Below are 16215 nucleotides of genomic sequence, written 5' to 3'. Positions count from 1 at the left end.
GCCCTGGTTGGAGCGCATCGGCGTCAGCGAAGGCACGAAGCGGGCGGGGTCGAGCACGTCGCCAAGCGCCGCCAGCCGGCTGCGGCTGCGGTCCAGCCAGTCGGCCAACTGCGTCTGGTCGACGAAATATTTGAGCAACCCGCCATCCTTTTCGTAGGACGTGAACTTGGTCAGCGCCTTGGCCTCGTTGCGCTTGTCGGCCAGCGTCTGGGCGCCGAGGCGGTCTTCGGAAAACTCCTGCGCCAACAGGAAATAGGCCGGCGCGAAATCTGGATTGGCTGATATGAAGGCGTTGAGCTTGTCGAGGCGCTGGGCGTCGTCGAACTGCTGGATATGCACGAGCTTGATCGACAGCGCCTTGCCCTTGTCGGCAAGCGCGCCGAACACCTCGCGGGCGCCGGCCTTGCCATCCTGCACCCGAAGCAGCGTGGCAAAGCGCGTATAGGGGTCGATGGCGTCGACGTCGAAGCCGGCAAAAGCGAGGTAGGAGCGCCGCGCATTCAGCATGTCGCCGGACAGCTCGTAGACGCGGGCATTGTGGTAGAACTCGTCCGGCCGCTTCGGCTCGGCGATCGCCCCGCCCTGCGCGGCCAAGGCGGCAAAGCCCTTGGCGATGATGTCGATCGAGGCGGCGATCTGCACGGTCGTCGCTTGCAGCTTCTCGGTCTGGGCCTGCTGCTGCGCCTGGCCGGCGACCAGCGTCTCGGTCTCCTTCTTCACCTCGTCGGTGGTCTTCTGCACTTCCGCCGTCTGCTCAGTCTGCTGCTGCTGGACGGACACGATCTCGTCGGTCTTTTTCGCCACCGTGTCGGTCGACTGCTTGACCGCCTCCACCGTCTTTTGCGTCTGCGTGACGGTCTGCTCGATCTTCGCAACTTTCTCGGTAACGATGCCCATCGACTGCTGCAGCCCGGCAACGGCCGGCACCAGGCTGGCGATCACCCCGTGCTGGGCGTTGGTCTGCTGCTGCAGGCCGTAGACGCCGCCGGCGACGGCCGCCGCACTGGTGGCGAAGATCAAGGCCGGCAGCGCCTTGGCCGCCAGCACCAGCCGGAGCACGATGGCAATGGCGATGATGATTGCGGCCACCGCGGCGACCAGCGCGACATAGGCGGCGAACGGCGCCAGCGGATTGAGGATGTCGGATACGGCACCCCCGACAAAGGCGACGCTGCCGGCCCATTTGCCGGTGCGGCTGAGTGATGCCCTGATAAGCGAGGGCGCAGCGCCCCCGGCCCCGATGTTCGTCATGCCAAGCCCCCAAGCCCTCGATACCACGCTCCTTCCCACGGGAAACGCGGCCTTGGCAAGGAAAGACACGGGAAAACCGGCGTTTTCGGGGCGGATGCCAAGCTTGCGAGGCCTCGACAATCCTGGGGCTAACCGGCATTAACCAAATGGACGCAACAGCCGCGTTACGTTAGCGTCGTCTCATCTCAGCAACAGCCGACCCAGAACAGTCCAGCCCTTGTCCTACCTGCGCCCCCTTCCGCTCATCCAGAGAGTTTTTGCGGCACTAGCCCTGCTGGTGCTGCTGGCCGGCTGCGCCACGACGCCGCCCGACAGCGTGCTGGCCGTGCCCGCGCCGGCGCAGAGATATGCGGCAATCGTCGTTGACGCCAGGACCGGCAAGCAGCTGTTCGAGGTCAGCTCGACGGCGCAGCGCTACCCCGCCTCGCTGACCAAGATGATGACGCTGTATCTTTTGTTCGAGGCGCTGGAGTCCGGCCGCGTCAGCAAGCAGACGCAGATCCCGGTGTCGGACCATGCCGCCTCGCAGCCGCCGACCAAGATGCGCTTCCGGCGCGGCGAAAGCATCGACGTCGATTCCGCGATCCGCGCCATCGTCGTCAAATCGGCCAACGACGTGGCAGTGGCGGTCGGCGAATATCTCGGCGGCTCGGAGGATCAGTTCGCCGCCATGATGACATCCAACGCGCGCCAGCTCGGCATGACCAGCACCACCTTTCGCAACGCGTCGGGCCTGCCCGACGATGGCCAGATGACGACGGCGCGCGACATGGCGGTGCTCGGCATGGCGCTGCATCAGCGCTTTCCCCAGCAGTTCCACTATTTCTCCGAAAGCGACTTCATGTTCCGCGGCCGGCTGGTGCGCGGCCACAACGACATGCTCGGCCGCGTGCGCGGCGTCGACGGCATCAAGACCGGCTACATCAGGGCGTCGGGCTTCAACATCGTCACCTCCTACAATGCCGACGGCCGTAATTTGATCGTCGTGGTGATGGGCGCCGACTCAGCCCGCCAGCGCAACGACCACGTCGAAGCGCTGATCCAGCGCAGCCTGTCGCCGACCACGGACGGCGCCAAGACTAGGCTGATGTTCGCCGAGCAGTGAGGAGTGGTCCGCGTAGCGGACAAAAAGCCAATTGCTTGGCTTTTTGAACGACGAACGCCCTGAGCCTGCGAAGGGCGAGCTGCCGGTAGCAAAGCATCGCGCTTGGCTGCGCGGGGATGGATGTCGATAGGAATTTTTTCTTGACCCTGAGGGCAGCTATGCTCTATTTTCGGTATGGTGCTGAGTCGCGCCAATTGATCGACTGGAAACGTGACCCGCCCGCAAGGCGGGTTTTTTGTTGCCCGCCGCCCTGCAGAACCTGTGCACGTTGGCGGGACAGCGCCCCCCTCTGTCCTGCCGGATGTTCGTCGCTCGGAAAGCCAAGCAATTGGCTTTCCGCCCGCTGCGCGGACCGCTCCTCAACCCCCGCAAGGGGGGAGATTGGCAGCTTCGGCGCTCCGCTCACTCCTGTGACGGTGGAAATTGGCGAAAGCCGGGACAACAGCCAATCTCCCCCCTTGAGGGGGAGATGTCCGGCAGGACAGAGGGGGGTGATTGGCGCAAACATCGGGCAAGTTCTTCCCGCTCCGGCCAATTTCGAACGTCTCCACCCTCCCTGAGGGGCGAGCCGCAGTCAGCCACATCGCCTCTCCGATCAAAAACACTTGTCCGGCCTGCGAAATCCGTGCCCGGCGCTGGCTATGCGCCGCCACCTCTGTCTATCGTCGCCCAGCACCCTCAGGAGCCCACCATGAGCACCGTCCCCAAAACGCCCGAACAGGCGGCAGACAATCAGAACGATGACGGCGGCGAGTATTTCGAGGCGCCGATCGTCGGTGAGCTGGAGGCCGATCCGGTATCGGACGAACACTTCGACACGCCCGAAGTGCCGGACTCCGAACCGGCAGGCCCCGGCGCCCACCGTGGCAAGCCGAAGAAAAAGCCGTCGGCGATATCGGGCCGCAAATTCCGCAAGCGCGATCTGGTGCGCATCGACACGCTGCGCCCGAGCCTCGCCGACCGCATCCGCTCGGACCATCCCGACCTGCCGGCCGGCGCCCGCATCAGCCGCGCCGAGCTCGGCCGCTACCGCATGCGCTATATGGAGGAGCTGCTGCAGCAGGAGCACGGCGAATTCTCCGAGCTCGACCGCCAGGTGGTCGAATCGATCGCCAGGCAGGACACGATTTCCGAAAACTCGGAAGAAGAATTCGAGGAGCACCGCACCTTCGCCGACCGCGTCTCCGACAACATGGCGGCCTTCGGCGGCAGCTGGTGGTTCCTGATCTCGTTCGGCAGCGTGCTTCTGGTGTGGATCGGCATCAATCTGGTCGCCGGCATGAGCGCCGCTTTCGATCCCTATCCCTTCATCCTGCTCAACCTGCTGCTCTCCTGCATCGCCGCCATCCAGGCGCCGATCATCATGATGAGCCAGCGGCGGCAGGAGTCCAAGGACCGCCTGCGCTCCTTCAACGACTACCGCGTCAACCTCAAGGCCGAGCTCGAAGTGCGCCATCTGCACGAAAAACTCGACTACCTCATCTCGCGCCAATGGACGCGCCTGGCCGAAATGCAGCAGATGCAGCTGGACGCGATGCACGAACTGGCGGGCGCCAAGAAGCCGAAGCGGGCGGTGCGTGGAAGGCGGACGGTGAAGGCGGGGGCGGGAACCTCATAGGCCGCAGCCTGGACGCACCCGGCCCAAGTCGCTACGCCAATCGCCAATTGCCCGTTGAAGCCCGCGCCCGCTTCCGCTAAGAAGCCGTGACTTGCCGGTTCACCGGCTGGTTCGTTTTCCGGATTCCGGAAAGCACCCGTAGCTCAGCTGGATAGAGCGCTGCCCTCCGAAGGCAGAGGTCACAGGTTCGAATCCTGTCGGGTGCGCCAATGATTTCGGGACCGTTTCGGGGCACTGCGTTTGTCGTAGGCAGCTTTGCGGTCGAGCAGGCTCACGCGGCCCTTCAGCCCTTCAAAGGCATAATTCTTCTCAACCGCCAGCCAGGGCAACCGCCAGCGTTCGGCGGCGAGGGTGTCGCGAGCCCGCGAATGGGCCACCTGCGTCGTGAAGAAGGTGCACCCCTCATTGCTCGGCTGCCGGCCGGCCGTCGAACCACATGTAATAGGAGGCGATGAGCATTTGGCGCCCCTCGAACGCGTCCAGCAATGTTACCGACCCGACACCGACCGGAGTGGGTGCGCCCTATCTCCACTTATGAGGTACTGTGCCGTTCTCCCGCGGCTGGGGAGCGCCTAGAGCATCAGATAGATGATCCGGCCCAGAGCGCCAAAAAGCAGCGCGAAGGCTGCAATCGACTGGACGAAGAAGCCGGGATAGCGCTTCAAGGGCGCGGTGCGATACCCTACGAAATATGCAATCCGACCTATCATCCAGAGCAGCCCAAGGCCGGAAGCCCACGCGGCATTCCAGTAGATCGCGAACAGCCACATCGACGGCATAAAGATAGGAAACCATTCCACCGCGTTGGCATGTGCCCGGATGGTTCGTTCAAGGAGCGGGTCGCCGGTCATTGCGGGCGCCAGTATGCCAGTCTTCTTGTGGGTTCTCGCGACCGTCACCGCCATTCCGAATATCATCAAGCTACAAAACAGCGTCACGAGAGCTACCGGGTAAAGCCGTTCCATGTTTGCCTCCTCTCATGGTCGGGACAGTAGGCAAGCAAAGGTTATCGGCAAGGGCAAGGCGCAGGCAGATCTTTCCTGACAGCCAGCGCCAATAAGAGCCGGGTTTGTCAGTTACATAATTGCCCTTTTTGTTAATCATCCGAAAACGATGGGCAAGTTGGAATGCCATCAGCGTTCCTTCCGTGGAGGCGGTGATGGCCATCGACATACCGCCGTGACCGGCCTGCTGCCGAAAGGTGGCGGCATTTTGTTGCGCGATTGACACGCTGCCCGGCGGAAGGCAAAGAGTGACACATTATTGGCAAAGGGGAATGTCGATGAAGAAAATCTATCAGAAGCCCGTTTTCACGAAGCGTGAGCGACTGTCGTCAGTGACGGCTTCGCCCAGCTCATCCGGGATTATCGATTAACCAAGAGAGTTACAGTTTTGGAAAGCCCGCTGCCGAAAGGTGGCGGGCTTTTTGCTTTCTCCAGGAAACGACAGCCGATTCCGCAAGTCGGCTCCGTCAACCTCAATTTCAAGTTCGGCAGACGCAACTGCCTGTGGGACCGCGTGCAGGGCAAGGTTAGCGGACCAGTGCCGAAGGCCTGAAGAAAGACAAGGCGGAATGGTTCAAGCCCGGCCTTGTCGGACGGGTGCGAAGAAATGCATCGCCATGCGAAGCTGCTGGACTGCCCGGAGGAGAAGTAATGCCCGTGGTAAAAAGGCCCCCTGAAGCGCGAGAACAGGCTCTGCACTCGCGATCTAGACCATCAGGCTTAATTGCTGGATTCCTGTTGTGCCGGTAGCGTAATCGGGCTGGGGTGTCCAGCACTGGCCGGCACGGCGTGTCCAACCCCAAATTCGCAACCGTGCCGGTCTGTTGCACCAATGGGAATGAATGTCTCGGGCTTCGACCTTGACCCCCCTTCCGCGCAAGAATTGTCTGCATTGCCGCCATCAGCTCTTCGTCCCACTGGTCAGGTTTCCCTAACGGTCGAAGGTAAGCCAGCGCTGGCCCGCCGAGTCGCGTTACCCCACCACTCCCCTCACACTCTCCCGCTCCACCAGCGGGCACTCCAGCTTCGTGATCGGGTACCGCCCGCGCCCAGGCGCCGCCGGCGCTTCCAGCTGTTCGATCGCCCATTGGCCCATCGCCATGTGCGGCAGGATCGAGGTCGTCAGCGGCGGGAACAGATGCCTGGCGATTTCCTCGTCGTCGTAGCCGACCACGGAAATATCTTGCGGAATGTGCAGGCCGGCTTCCTTCAGCGCTTCGTAGCAGCCGATCGCGGTGCGGTCGTTCTGACAGAAGATGGCGGTGGGCTTGTCCCTGAGTGCCAGCAGCTTGACGGTGGCGGCATAGCCGGCGCTGGCCGACCAGTCGCCCTCGACCACCAGCTCGGGATCGAACGGAATGTCGGCCGTGGCGAGCGCGCGGCGGTAGCCCTTCAGCCGGTCCTGTGCCGCCTGCATCCACGGCTCGCCGGTGATGGTGGCGATGCGGCGGTGGCCGTGGCTGATCAAATGGCGGGTCGAGCTCTGGCCGCCGGCGATCTCGCTCGGCACCACGGCAGGGAAGGCGTAGTCCGCCGTGTAGCAGTTGAGCAGGATCACCGGGATGTCGAGGCCGTAGAGATAGTCGGGCGCCGTGATCTCGCGGGTGAAGATGGTCATGTAGATCAGCGCCGAAATGCCCCGCTTGGTCAGCGCTGAAATGGCGCGCGGCTCCATGACGGAATCGCCCAGCGTCTGCGCCACCAGAAGCACGTTGCCGGCATTCCACGAGGCCTGGCGCGCGCCCTCGATGGCGACCACGGCTTCGGGGCTGGTGGCGAGCTGGTCGACGGCAAAGCCGATCACCCCGTCCAGCCCTTCGAAGGCGGGCCCCTCGAAGGCAGGCAATGCCGGGTGAAGCGCCTCGAAAGCGGGCGCGGTGTAGCCAAGCGTCCGTGCGGCCTCGATCACCCGTTCGCGGGTCTGCTGCGACAGCTTGATCCCTGGCGAATTGTTGAGCACGAAGGACACGGTCGCCTGCGAGCAGCCAGCGGCCCTGGCGATATCGATCATGGTGACGCGGCCCTTGGCGCCCTTGGCGGGCGCCTTGCGCCGCCTCGCCGTGTCGCTGGCCCGATCCGTCGTCTCGCTCATGGCAAATCCCAGTCTGGCTGGCCGGTCAGGCCGGCAAGGTGGCGTGACGCCGTCGATTTATCGGAATAACGTCAGGCTCGTTTATAACTATTAGTATGCCGGAGGTCCATCCGCCACGCATCTCCATACAAGCGAAAGCTCAATTAACAAAAGGCCTGGGCGGCTGCCCAGCGGTGAGGGCGGCACGCCGGCGGGCACACCGCGAAACCGCTGGCATTGGCTCGGAACTAATACTGTTTACTAATACAAAAATGCGCTGTACCGTCAATCGTCGCATCCGGCCGGTCACGTCCGGGGCGACGGGAGAGTACGAAAAATGGCCCGGTGGCGAGCGGATCCTATCTCCGCAAGCCTTGTCTCGGATATGTGATATGTCAGACAAATCGGACTATTTACGAATGAAGGATGAGTCTCTAAGGTCGCTGTCGTGGCTGGAACGACGCCATTCTTTCGGTGCCGGGAACCCCTTTGAGGAGGAGGGCGTCCACGCTGCAAACGGCAAATCAGGTCAGTGCAAGATCGGCCGGTCCAACGACTGAGCCAAACGGGAGGTTGAACATGAAATCCTTGATACGCAATGCATCCGTAGCCGCGACCGCGCTGCTGCTTGGCCTGTCGGCCACGGCAATCGCGCGCGCCGACGACAAGCCGACGCTGGCCTTCGTCGTCAACGGCGCTTCCGATTTCTGGAAGGCCGCCGAAGCCGGCGTCAAGAAGGCGCAGGGCGAACTGCCCGACTACACGCTTGAGCTCAAATATCCCGAACAGTCCTCGGTCGCCATCCAGCAGCGGCTGATGGACGATCTGGTGACCGCCGGCGTCAAGGGCATCATGGTCTCGGCCGTCGATCCCAAGACCTCGACCGATGGGTTGAACAAGATCGCTTCGGAAACCGCGCTGTTCACCACCGACTCGGACGCGCCGCAGACCAAGCGCGTCGCCTATATCGGCTCGTCCAACGTCGATGCCGGCAAGCAGGCGGCCGAAATCGCCAAGAAGGCGATGCCCAATGGCGGCAAGTGCCTCGGCTTCGTCGGCCTGCTCGGCGCCGACAATGCCAAGGAGCGCATCCAAGGCATGAAGGACGGCCTGGCCGGCACCAAGATCGAGCTGATCGACGTGCGCGGCGACGACATCGACCAGGCGCGCGCCAAGAAGAATGTCGAGGACGCGCTGGTCGCCAGCCCCGACGTCACCTGCATGGTCGGCTTCTACTCCTACAACACGCCGCGCATCTATGAAGCGCTGCGCGATGCCGGCAAGCTCGGCTCGATCACCGTCGTCGGCTTCGATGACGATCCGATCACGCTGGGCGGCGTCAAGGAAGGCACCATTGCCGCCACTGTCGTGCAGCAGCCCTTCGAATGGGCCTATCAGGGCATGAAGCTGATGGCTGCCTATCTCAAGGGCGACAAGTCGGGCATCCCGGAAGGCAACCTCATCATCATCCCGACCAAGATCATCGGCAAGGATGACGTCGACGCCTACGCCGCCAATCTGAAGGCGATGGCCGGAAACTAAGACTTGAAGCAGTTCAGCCGGCTCAACGTCGCTTGGGCCGGCTGCTCGCATTGACGAACACCGCGAGGATCGTCAGTCTGCCAAAAGCCAAGAGCATGATCCCGAAAAGTGGAAGCCGGTTCTCGGACAAACGGGAAACCGTTTTGTCCAGAGATCATGCTCAGAAATTGGCCCGCCAATCGCTGTCAGGCATGATGAATTATTCCGACACATCCATTGCTGCATCCGTGACCGCCCCGTTCCTCAGCCTTGAGAACGTGCGCAAGACCTATCCGGGCGTCGTCGCGCTCGACGGCTTCTCCATGGAGGTCAGGCCGGGCGAGGTCATCGGCCTTGTCGGCGAAAACGGCGCCGGCAAATCGACGTTGATGAAGATCCTCGGCGGCGTCACCAGGCCCGACAGCGGCACGATCACCGTCGACGGCACCGCGCATGACAGGCTCTCCGTCGAAGCCAGCCTGGGATCGGGCATCGCCTTCGTCCACCAGGAACTCAATTTGTTCGAAAATCTGGACGTCGCCGCCAACATCTTCTTCGGCCGCGAGCCGTTGCGCGCCGGGCCGCTCAAGCTCGTCGACCGCGCCAAGCTGCGCACCATGGTGGCGCCGCTTTTGAAGCGCGTCGGCGCCAATTTTTCCGCCGACACGCCGGTTGCGACCCTGTCTCTGGCGCAGCAGCAGATGGTCGAGATCGCCAAGGCGCTGTCGATCGAGGCGCGGCTGGTCATCCTCGACGAGCCGACATCCAGCCTGCCGCTCGCCGAGACCGACAAATTGCTCGACGTCATCAAGGCGCTGAAGGCCGACGGCATCAGCGTCATCTTCATCTCGCACCGCCTGCACGAGGTCGAACGCGTCGCCGACCGCGTCGTGGTGCTGCGCGACGGCATGCTGGCCGGCACCTTGCCGAAGAGCGATATCGGCCACGACCAGATGGTCAAGCTGATGATCGGCCGCATGCTGAAGGAGCGCGAGAAGGCCTCGGAAGCGGCGCGTGCGCCCGGCGCCGTAGCACTTGCGGCCAAGGCCATCCGCACCCCTGCCTATCCCGGCCGCCCGGTCGATCTCGACGTCAGGCGCGGCGAAATCCTCGGCCTCGCCGGTCTTGTCGGTTCCGGCCGCACCGAGCTGGCGCGGGTGTTCTTCGGCATCGATTCGAAGCTCGGCGGCGCGCTGGAACTCGACGGCAAGCCGCTTGCGCTGGCTTCCGCGGCCGACGCCGTCGCGCACGGCATCTTCCTGGTGCCGGAAGACCGCAAGCTCACCGGTATCCTGCTCGACCTGTCGATCGCTCAGAACATTTCGCTGCCCAATCTGCCCGCGCATGCGCGCCGCTCCCTGGTGTCCTCAAGCGCCGAGACCTCCACCGCCGAGAAGCAGAAGAAAGATCTCGGCATCAAGGCGCCTTCGGTGCAGACGCGCACCGGCACGCTGTCGGGCGGCAATCAGCAGAAGGTCGTGCTCGGCAAGTGGCTGGCCATGAACCCCAAGGTGATGATCCTCGACGAGCCGACGCGCGGCATCGACATCGGCGCCAAGGCGGAAATCTACGGCCTGATGCGCGCATTGGCCGATGCCGGCGTCGCCGTGCTGATGATCTCGTCGGACATGGAAGAGGTGATCGGCGTGTCCGACCGCATCGCCGTCATGCATGAGGGCCAAATCTCCGGCATTCTCGACAAGGACCGGTTCAGCCAGGAAAACGTGCTGCTGCTGGCGGTGGGCAAGCAGCCGAAGTAGTTTTGCCGGGGTCGCGCAAGCGCGATCTGCTCAGGCATTGGGGAGAAGACGATGAGCAAGAAAGATCTCGGCCTGCTGATCCTGATCCTGGTGGTCGGGGCGATCGTGGCGATCATCAATCCGCGCTTCCTGTTGCCGATCAACCTCGCCAACACCTCGAACCTGATCGGCCTGTTCGGCATCCTGTCGATCGGCCAGGCCTTCGTCATCATCACCGGCGGCATCGAATTGTCGGTCGGCTCGGTGGTCGCGCTGCTTGGAACGCTGTTCATCGACTTCATCGCCGTGCGCGAGGTGGGCTGGCCGCTGGCCTTCGTGCTGATCCTGTTCCTCGGCGCCATCATCGGCCTGGTGCATGGCTGGCTGATCACAAGGCTCAAGCTGCAGCCTTTCGTCGTCACTTTGTGCGGCCTGTTGATCTACCGCGGTGTCGCCCGCTTCTACACTGCCGACGGCACGGCGGGTTTTGCGTTCGGCCAGAATTTTCCCGAGCTCGAATTCCTCACCGCCGGCCGCTCCTATGGCGTGCCGAACAGTTTCATCGCGCTGATCGTTATTTCGATCGTCATGTGGGTGGTGCTGCACCGCTCGGTGTTCGGCCGCTATCTTTACGCCATCGGCAAGAACGAGGAGGCGGCGAAATATTCGGGTATCCGCACCGGCCGTGTCGTCATCGCCGCCTATGTCATCTGCGGTGTGCTGACGGCGCTGTCGGCGATCTATTTCGCCATGTACACGCGCTCGATCTCGCCGGCCAGCCACGGCCAGTTCTACGAACTCTACGCCATCGCCGCCGCCGTGCTCGGCGGCTTCTCGCTGCGCGGCGGCGAAGGCTCGCTGATCGGCGTCATCCTCGGCACGGTGCTGCTGCAGGAGCTGCAGAATCTCGTCAACCTGCTCGGCATCCCGTCCTCGCTCAACTTCGCGGTGATGGGCGGCGTCATCCTCATCGGCGTGCTGGTCGACCAGCAATGGGGCGTGTTCCGGGAACGGCGGCTGATGGTCGACGCCACCCGCAAGGGCGTGGCGGGCCAGGCTGCGAAATAGCTAGCCTAGATCAGGCCCGACATGTCGGAAAAGGCCATCGCCTTGCGCAGCACCTCGGCGAAGCGTTCGCCGGCGGCTTCGCGCGGGCCGCTGTTGTCGATCGAGGTGACGCCGGGCCCGGACAGAGTGACATTGGCGCTGCGTGCCAGCCGCGCCAGCACTTCGCCGCGGGACTCCCGGCCGCGCATCGCCAGACGCTCGGCCAGCACTTCAGGCGAGGCAGTGATCTCGACGACGGCCAGGTTGGCATAGCGTTCGCGCAAGGAGGGGATGATCGCGCGCGACACATTGGCGACAGCGACACGGCCATTGGCGACAGACCAGTCGACATCGGCGGGGATGCCGTAGCGCAAGCCGTGTGCTTCCCAGGAAATGGCGAAGGCGCCATCGGCTTCGGCTTCGGCGAAGGCAGCGTCGGCCAGCGTGTCGTGATCCTCGCTTGCGGCATCGCTCGGCCTGGTGATGACCCGGCGGACGAACTCCAGCCGCGTTTCGTCGGCAAAATGGTTGCGGGCGTAGCCGATCACCGTGTCCTTGCCGGCGCCGCTTGGGCCGACGACGGCCACGAAAACGCCATCGCGGATCGGAAACGTCTCGGCCGAAAGTTCCCGCTCGATCAGTGCCGACACCATCATGCCACCCGGCGTCCCTGCCGCCACACGGTGCGCACGACCGGAACATGGTCGTCGACGCGCACCCGCACCAGATCGGCGCGGCGGCCCTGCTCGATGACGCCGCGGTCGGTCAGGCCAACCGCATCGGCCGGGTTCTTCGACACCATGGCGACGGCCTGCGGCAGGGAAATGCCTTCGACGACATCGCCGAGGAAGAACGCCGACTGGATCAGGCTGAAGGGAATGTAGTCGGACGACAAGATGTCGAGCAGGCCGTCGCTGGCCAGCGTACGGGCCGAGACATTGCCCGAATGCGAGGCGCCGCGCATAACGTTTGGCGCGCCCATCAGCACACCCATCCCGGCCTCTTTCGAGGCCCTGGCGGCCTCTTCCGTGGTCGGGAATTCGGCGACCCGCACGCCCTGCTCGATCGCTTCGTCGACATGGCCCGATGTGGCGTCGTCGTGGCTGGCCAGCACGATGCCGCGCTCCTGGCAGGCGGCGGCGATCACCGCCCGGTTCGGCGCCGAATTGCGCGCCGATTCGGCCATCCGCTTTTCGCAGAACACCTTGAAGTCGCGATCGGTCAGCTTCAGCTTGCGCTGGTAATAGTAGGCATAGGTTTCGAGATTGACGAACTGGCGCTGGCCTGGCGCATGATCCATCAGCGATGCCAGCTTAACCCGCTCGTCGCCGTCGAAATTAGCGAAAGCCCTGAGGCAGTCCGGTGCCGAAACCTCGCAGCGCAGGTGGATGAAATGGTCGGCGCGCAGACGGTCCTGCTTCACACTGTCCTCGATCGCGTCGGCCAGCTTGCGGATGTCGGCCGATGTCAGGTCGGCGTCTTCGTCCATGCCGACGCGCAAGGCGTCCAGCACGGTGGTGATGCCGGCGGTTGCCACCTGCGCGTCATGGGCGAGCACGGCGGCGATCGGATTCCAGCGCACCTTGGGCCGCGGCGCGTAATGGCCTTCGAGATGGTCGGTGTGCAACTCGACCAGCCCGGGAATAATATAGTCGCCGCCCATATCCTCGCCGATGCGGCCAGAACCAGAGCTTGCGCCGGCTTCGATGCCGGCGATAAAGCCGTCGCGCAGCACCAGCGAACCTTCGACGATCTCGTCGGCAAGCACGATGCGGGCATTGTGGAGAACAGTCTCGGCGGTCATTTCAGGCAGTCCTTCAGGCGGTTTTTCTGGCCGGGCGGCGCCCGAGCGCGTGATGCGAGAGCACCATGAACGGCGCACCCGGTTCGGTTTCGACAAATAAGGTCAGCGCATCCACCAGCACCTTCTGTTGCAGCACTTCCGCGAACAGGCTGTCGATCGCTGCGCGCAAACGCGGGCTCTCCTGTGACCCCGCCCGGCCGGAGAGCGTCATGTGGAAGCGAAAGGTTTCGAAGACATAGGGGTAGCCCCATTGGCAGAGATTGCGGAACTCGGCCGGCTTCAGCGAATCCGGGCTGCGCCGCTCGATTTCCGCCTCGCTCAGCGGTGCGCGAAACCGGTCGAAGTCGCGCACCACGTCATCGGCGAACCGGTTGAGCGCAGGCACTGGCCCTTCCGGCACCAGTGCGAAGAAGCCGTCGATCTGGCTGACCACGAGACGGGGGATGGTCACCACCGGCGTCACCTCGGCAAAATGGTCGAGTGCGGCGCGCAGCGAGACTTCCGTCTCGTTGGCAGCCAGGCGGAACGGTGCTTTCAGCGTCGCATGGAAACCATAGCGGCGCGCCGAAGCGGTGTGGAAAGCGACTTCCGCCGCCGACAGGTCGGCCACCGCTTCGACCGGCCTCGTCGCGGCGCCAAACGGGTCGCGGCCCAGCCAGTCGGCGGCAATCCGCGCCAGTGGCTCGTCCTGCCGGGGAGTGAAATAGAGGGCGTAGCGCATGGAAAGTCCTTGTCAGCTTCGCTGCCATAGGCCATTTCCATGACGAATTGACGAAGCCTTGCTGGCTTTCAGGTAACAAAACGCTGCGGCGGGGTCATTAGCCGACGATTTTTTCGTGCTGGACCAGGGAGCGAGTGCTCACGCAGCGACCGATCAGGCCTTCATCAGCCATTCATGCTCGGGCGCATTGTGGAACTTCCACGTCCGCTTCGGTCCTGCCATGACGTTGAGATAATAGAGGTCGTAGCCATGGCAGGCGGCGCAGGGGTGATAACCCCTGGGTACCAGCACGACATCGCCATCCTCGATCGCCATTGCTTCGTCGAGCGCGCGATGACCGTTCTTGTCGGCGTCGGTGTAGACGCGCTGGAAGGCAAAGCCCTGCGGCGGGTTGAGGCGGTGATAGTAAGTTTCCTCGAGGTAGGATTCAGCGGGCAGATTGTCCTGGTCGTGCTTGTGCGGCGGATAGCTCGACGTATGCCCCCCGGGCGTGATGACCTCGACCACCAGCAGCGAATCGGCCGGCTTGCCCTCCGGCAATATGTTGGTGACATAGCGCGTGTTGGTGCCCTTGCCGCGCACCTCCTGGCCGAGATCGTCCGGTCCGATGACGCGAACCGGCAGGCCGCCGCCAAGACCCGGCGCCGAGCAGACCGCGAGTTCCAGTTCGGTGTCCGCGGTCACCGACCAGTCGGAGCCTTGCGGAATGTAGACCGACCACGGCTTGCCCTCGAAGGGCGACATGCGCTCGCCGAGCAGGCCGAGATCCTTGCCGCCGGCTGAAGCCTTGCCCTTGCCGGTGACGAACACCAGGCAGACTTCGCGATCCTCCGTCTTGCCGGAGGCGCTCTCGCCCGGATTCAGCCGATGCAGGTCGAAACCGACATAGGTCCAGCCGGCGCTTTTCGGCGTCACATGGGCGACGCGACCGTGGCCCTTGTCGGCTTTGACGAGCAGCTTCGACATTTTTGTCTCTCCTATCGCAAATCTTCGAGATCGGCCGAAGCCTCTCAACTTCGTCACCCTAGGGCCTAGCAGGAGCGAAGCTCCGTCGCGGAGACCCTAGGATGACGAAGTTAGAAGCACTGGAAGCTAACCGCCGACGCATGCGATCAGTCACTCCTTCGGCTCGGGCCCGACCGGAGGCCTCGCCTCGTCAGCAGGCTTGTAGAGATAAAAAAACTGCCAGACGGCGTAGCCGGCGAAGCCGAGCGCGATCATGCCCCAGAACGGCGTGCTGGTGGCGAACTCGATGATCGACCAGATGACGCAGACCGCGACGACGGCGACACGCCGCCACAAAGGCCGGAAGAAGGGGTGTTCGGAATCTTTCATCGGGCCAATCTACAGCAATCGGCCTCGCCGGGAACCCGTCGCACCAGCCATTGGGAGACTAGACATTTGGAAAGCCTTGCGTCTCGACCGTGTATCCGGCCGCCGTCATGACGCGCATCAATTCCTTGTAGCCCACTTGCGCCATCCTGAGCGGCGGGTTCTTCTTCGGGTCCTGCTCGGCCTCGACCACGAACCAGCCCTCATAGCCATGGTCGGCGAAGCGCTGCACGATGGCGCCGAAGTCCAGCGAACCGTCGCCCGGCACGGTGAAGGCGCCGAGCGCCACCGCGTCGAGGAAGGACTGCTTCGTGCGGTCGAGCTTTTCGATCACCCCCATGCGGACGTCCTTCACATGCACATGGCTGATCCGGGTATGATGGTTGTCGATGGCGCGCAGCACGTTACCGCCGGCGAATGCCAGATGGCCTGCATCGAGCAGCAGCGGAATGCCGGCTCCGGAATAGCGCATGAAGGCATCGAGTTCCGGCTCGGTCTCGACCACTGCCGCCATGTGGTGGTGGTAGGACAGCGGCATGCCTTGTTCGGCGCACCATTCGCCAAATTCGGTCAGGCGCTTCGCATAGGCTTTCATCTCGTCGTCCGACAGCTTCGGCTTGGTCGCCAGCGGCTTCGAGCGGTCGCCCTGGATCGAACGGCCAACCTCGCCATAGACGATGCAAGGCGCGTTCACCGCCTTGAACAGGTCGATCATCGGCTGGATGCGATCCTTGTTGTCGGCCATCTCCCCATCGACCAGCGTGCCCGAGAACCAGCCGCCGCACAGCGTGACGTCGGCGGCCTTCAGGATCGGCAGCATGATTTCGGGGTCATTGGGAAAACGCCGGCCCATCTCCATGCCGGTGAAGCCGGCCGAGCGCGACTGGCGCAGACATTCTTCCAGCGACACGTCATCGCTGAGCTCCGCAAGATCGTCGTTCCACCACGCAATGGGGGACATGCCCAGTTTGGCTTTCAAGTCGTCACTCCGGTCCTAAAACA

14 protein-coding genes, 1 tRNA gene and 2 pseudogenes are annotated in these 16215 nt (G+C 63.6%); 6 read left to right on the top strand and 11 right to left on the bottom strand.

Annotation, left to right across the window (positions count from 1 at the left end; genetic code table 11):
- Window positions 1–1251, bottom strand: a pseudogene (locus tag EN955_RS12995) (methyl-accepting chemotaxis protein); the annotation flags it as partial.
- Between the two features lie 217 nt (window positions 1252–1468).
- Here EN955_RS12995 and EN955_RS12990 point away from each other — a divergent pair.
- The 3 genes from EN955_RS12990 (at window position 1469) to EN955_RS12975 (ending at window position 4183) form a co-directional block, all read left to right on the top strand.
- Complete coding sequence (locus EN955_RS12990) at window positions 1469–2356, top strand: D-alanyl-D-alanine carboxypeptidase family protein (protein WP_024502027.1); 888 nt, start codon at window positions 1469–1471, stop codon at window positions 2354–2356.
- A gap of 691 nt (window positions 2357–3047) precedes the next feature.
- Window positions 3048–3974: a DUF1003 domain-containing protein gene (locus EN955_RS12980; protein WP_024502026.1), complete on the top strand. Its 927-nt coding sequence runs from the start codon at window positions 3048–3050 to the stop codon at window positions 3972–3974.
- Between the two features lie 132 nt (window positions 3975–4106).
- Window positions 4107–4183, top strand: a tRNA-Arg gene (locus tag EN955_RS12975).
- Window positions 4184–4234: 51 nt separating this feature from the next.
- Here EN955_RS12975 and EN955_RS35340 read toward each other — a convergent pair.
- The 4 genes and pseudogenes from EN955_RS35340 to EN955_RS12940 all read right to left on the bottom strand — a co-directional run.
- Window positions 4235–4354: pseudogene (locus EN955_RS35340) on the bottom strand (DUF899 family protein); the annotation flags it as partial.
- 192 nt (window positions 4355–4546) lie between these two features.
- A complete protein-coding gene (locus EN955_RS12960; RefSeq protein ID WP_013528384.1) occupies window positions 4547–4939 on the bottom strand; it encodes an MAPEG family protein in 393 nt (130 codons plus the stop codon).
- Window positions 4896–5141: a hypothetical protein gene (locus EN955_RS12955; protein WP_127223424.1), complete on the bottom strand. Its 246-nt coding sequence runs from the start codon at window positions 5139–5141 to the stop codon at window positions 4896–4898. The genes EN955_RS12960 and EN955_RS12955 overlap by 44 nt, the downstream gene beginning before the upstream one ends.
- 810 nt (window positions 5142–5951) lie before the next feature.
- Window positions 5952–7070: a LacI family DNA-binding transcriptional regulator gene (locus EN955_RS12940; protein WP_024502024.1), complete on the bottom strand. Its 1119-nt coding sequence runs from the start codon at window positions 7068–7070 to the stop codon at window positions 5952–5954.
- A gap of 558 nt (window positions 7071–7628) precedes the next feature.
- Here EN955_RS12940 and EN955_RS12930 point away from each other — a divergent pair.
- The 3 genes from EN955_RS12930 (at window position 7629) to EN955_RS12920 (ending at window position 11377) form a co-directional block, all read left to right on the top strand.
- Window positions 7629–8591, top strand: coding sequence for a sugar-binding protein (locus EN955_RS12930; protein WP_013528381.1), 963 nt, complete (start codon window positions 7629–7631; stop codon window positions 8589–8591).
- Window positions 8592–8785: 194 nt separating this feature from the next.
- Window positions 8786–10330 carry a sugar ABC transporter ATP-binding protein gene (locus tag EN955_RS12925; RefSeq protein ID WP_081714222.1) on the top strand — a complete coding sequence of 515 codons (1545 nt, stop codon included), beginning with the start codon at window positions 8786–8788 and terminating at the stop codon, window positions 10328–10330.
- 51 nt (window positions 10331–10381) lie between these two features.
- Window positions 10382–11377, top strand: coding sequence for an ABC transporter permease (locus EN955_RS12920; RefSeq protein WP_024502022.1), 996 nt, complete (start codon window positions 10382–10384; stop codon window positions 11375–11377).
- A gap of 5 nt (window positions 11378–11382) precedes the next feature.
- Here EN955_RS12920 and phnN read toward each other — a convergent pair whose 3' ends face one another.
- The 6 genes from phnN to iolE form a co-directional block, all read right to left on the bottom strand.
- Window positions 11383–12012: a phosphonate metabolism protein/1,5-bisphosphokinase (PRPP-forming) PhnN gene (gene phnN / locus EN955_RS12915; RefSeq protein WP_024502021.1), complete on the bottom strand. Its 630-nt coding sequence runs from the start codon at window positions 12010–12012 to the stop codon at window positions 11383–11385.
- Entirely contained in the window at window positions 12009–13160 is a 1152-nt protein-coding gene (locus tag EN955_RS12910) for an alpha-D-ribose 1-methylphosphonate 5-triphosphate diphosphatase (RefSeq protein ID WP_024502020.1), read from the bottom strand. The genes phnN and EN955_RS12910 overlap by 4 nt, the downstream gene beginning before the upstream one ends.
- 13 nt (window positions 13161–13173) lie before the next feature.
- Window positions 13174–13881, bottom strand: a complete 708-nt coding sequence (locus EN955_RS12905) for a DUF1045 domain-containing protein (protein ID WP_013528376.1) — start codon at window positions 13879–13881, stop codon at window positions 13174–13176.
- A 153-nt stretch (window positions 13882–14034) separates the two neighbouring features.
- A complete protein-coding gene (gene iolB, locus EN955_RS12900) occupies window positions 14035–14847 on the bottom strand; it encodes a 5-deoxy-glucuronate isomerase (protein WP_024502019.1) in 813 nt (270 codons plus the stop codon).
- A 150-nt stretch (window positions 14848–14997) separates the two neighbouring features.
- Window positions 14998–15216, bottom strand: coding sequence for a hypothetical protein (locus EN955_RS12895; protein ID WP_024502018.1), 219 nt, complete (start codon window positions 15214–15216; stop codon window positions 14998–15000).
- Window positions 15217–15274: 58 nt separating this feature from the next.
- The gene (iolE, locus tag EN955_RS12890) at window positions 15275–16192 is read right to left on the bottom strand and encodes a myo-inosose-2 dehydratase (RefSeq protein ID WP_024502017.1); all 918 of its coding nucleotides are present in this window, start codon (window positions 16190–16192) and stop codon (window positions 15275–15277) included.
- Window positions 16193–16215: the final 23 nt, after the last annotated feature.

It is taken from the genome of Mesorhizobium sp. M7A.F.Ca.CA.001.04.2.1 (assembly GCF_003998485.1).
Classification (GTDB): domain Bacteria; phylum Pseudomonadota; class Alphaproteobacteria; order Rhizobiales; family Rhizobiaceae; genus Mesorhizobium; species Mesorhizobium ciceri.
Note: the sequence above shows the minus strand (reverse complement) of the source record. Positions and strands in the feature narration are given on the sequence as shown.

Bases quoted from the DNA above. Each gene is read 5' to 3' on its own strand.
- EN955_RS12960 (WP_013528384.1), bottom strand. From the start codon at position 4,939: ATGGAACGGCTTTACCCGGTAGCTCTCGTGACGCTGTTTTGTAGCTTG.
- EN955_RS12940 (WP_024502024.1), bottom strand. From the start codon at position 7,070: ATGAGCGAGACGACGGATCGGGCCAGCGACACGGCGAGGCGGCGCAAG.
- EN955_RS12955 (WP_127223424.1), bottom strand. From the start codon at position 5,141: ATGGCCATCACCGCCTCCACGGAAGGAACGCTGATGGCATTCCAACTT.
- EN955_RS12920 (WP_024502022.1), top strand. From the start codon at position 10,382: ATGAGCAAGAAAGATCTCGGCCTGCTGATCCTGATCCTGGTGGTCGGG.
- EN955_RS12980 (WP_024502026.1), top strand. From the start codon at position 3,048: ATGAGCACCGTCCCCAAAACGCCCGAACAGGCGGCAGACAATCAGAAC.
- EN955_RS12895 (WP_024502018.1), bottom strand. From the start codon at position 15,216: ATGAAAGATTCCGAACACCCCTTCTTCCGGCCTTTGTGGCGGCGTGTC.
- phnN (WP_024502021.1), bottom strand. From the start codon at position 12,012: ATGATGGTGTCGGCACTGATCGAGCGGGAACTTTCGGCCGAGACGTTT.
- EN955_RS12905 (WP_013528376.1), bottom strand. From the start codon at position 13,881: ATGCGCTACGCCCTCTATTTCACTCCCCGGCAGGACGAGCCACTGGCG.
- iolB (WP_024502019.1), bottom strand. From the start codon at position 14,847: ATGTCGAAGCTGCTCGTCAAAGCCGACAAGGGCCACGGTCGCGTCGCC.
- EN955_RS12925 (WP_081714222.1), top strand. From the start codon at position 8,786: ATGAATTATTCCGACACATCCATTGCTGCATCCGTGACCGCCCCGTTC.
- EN955_RS12910 (WP_024502020.1), bottom strand. From the start codon at position 13,160: ATGACCGCCGAGACTGTTCTCCACAATGCCCGCATCGTGCTTGCCGAC.
- EN955_RS12930 (WP_013528381.1), top strand. From the start codon at position 7,629: ATGAAATCCTTGATACGCAATGCATCCGTAGCCGCGACCGCGCTGCTG.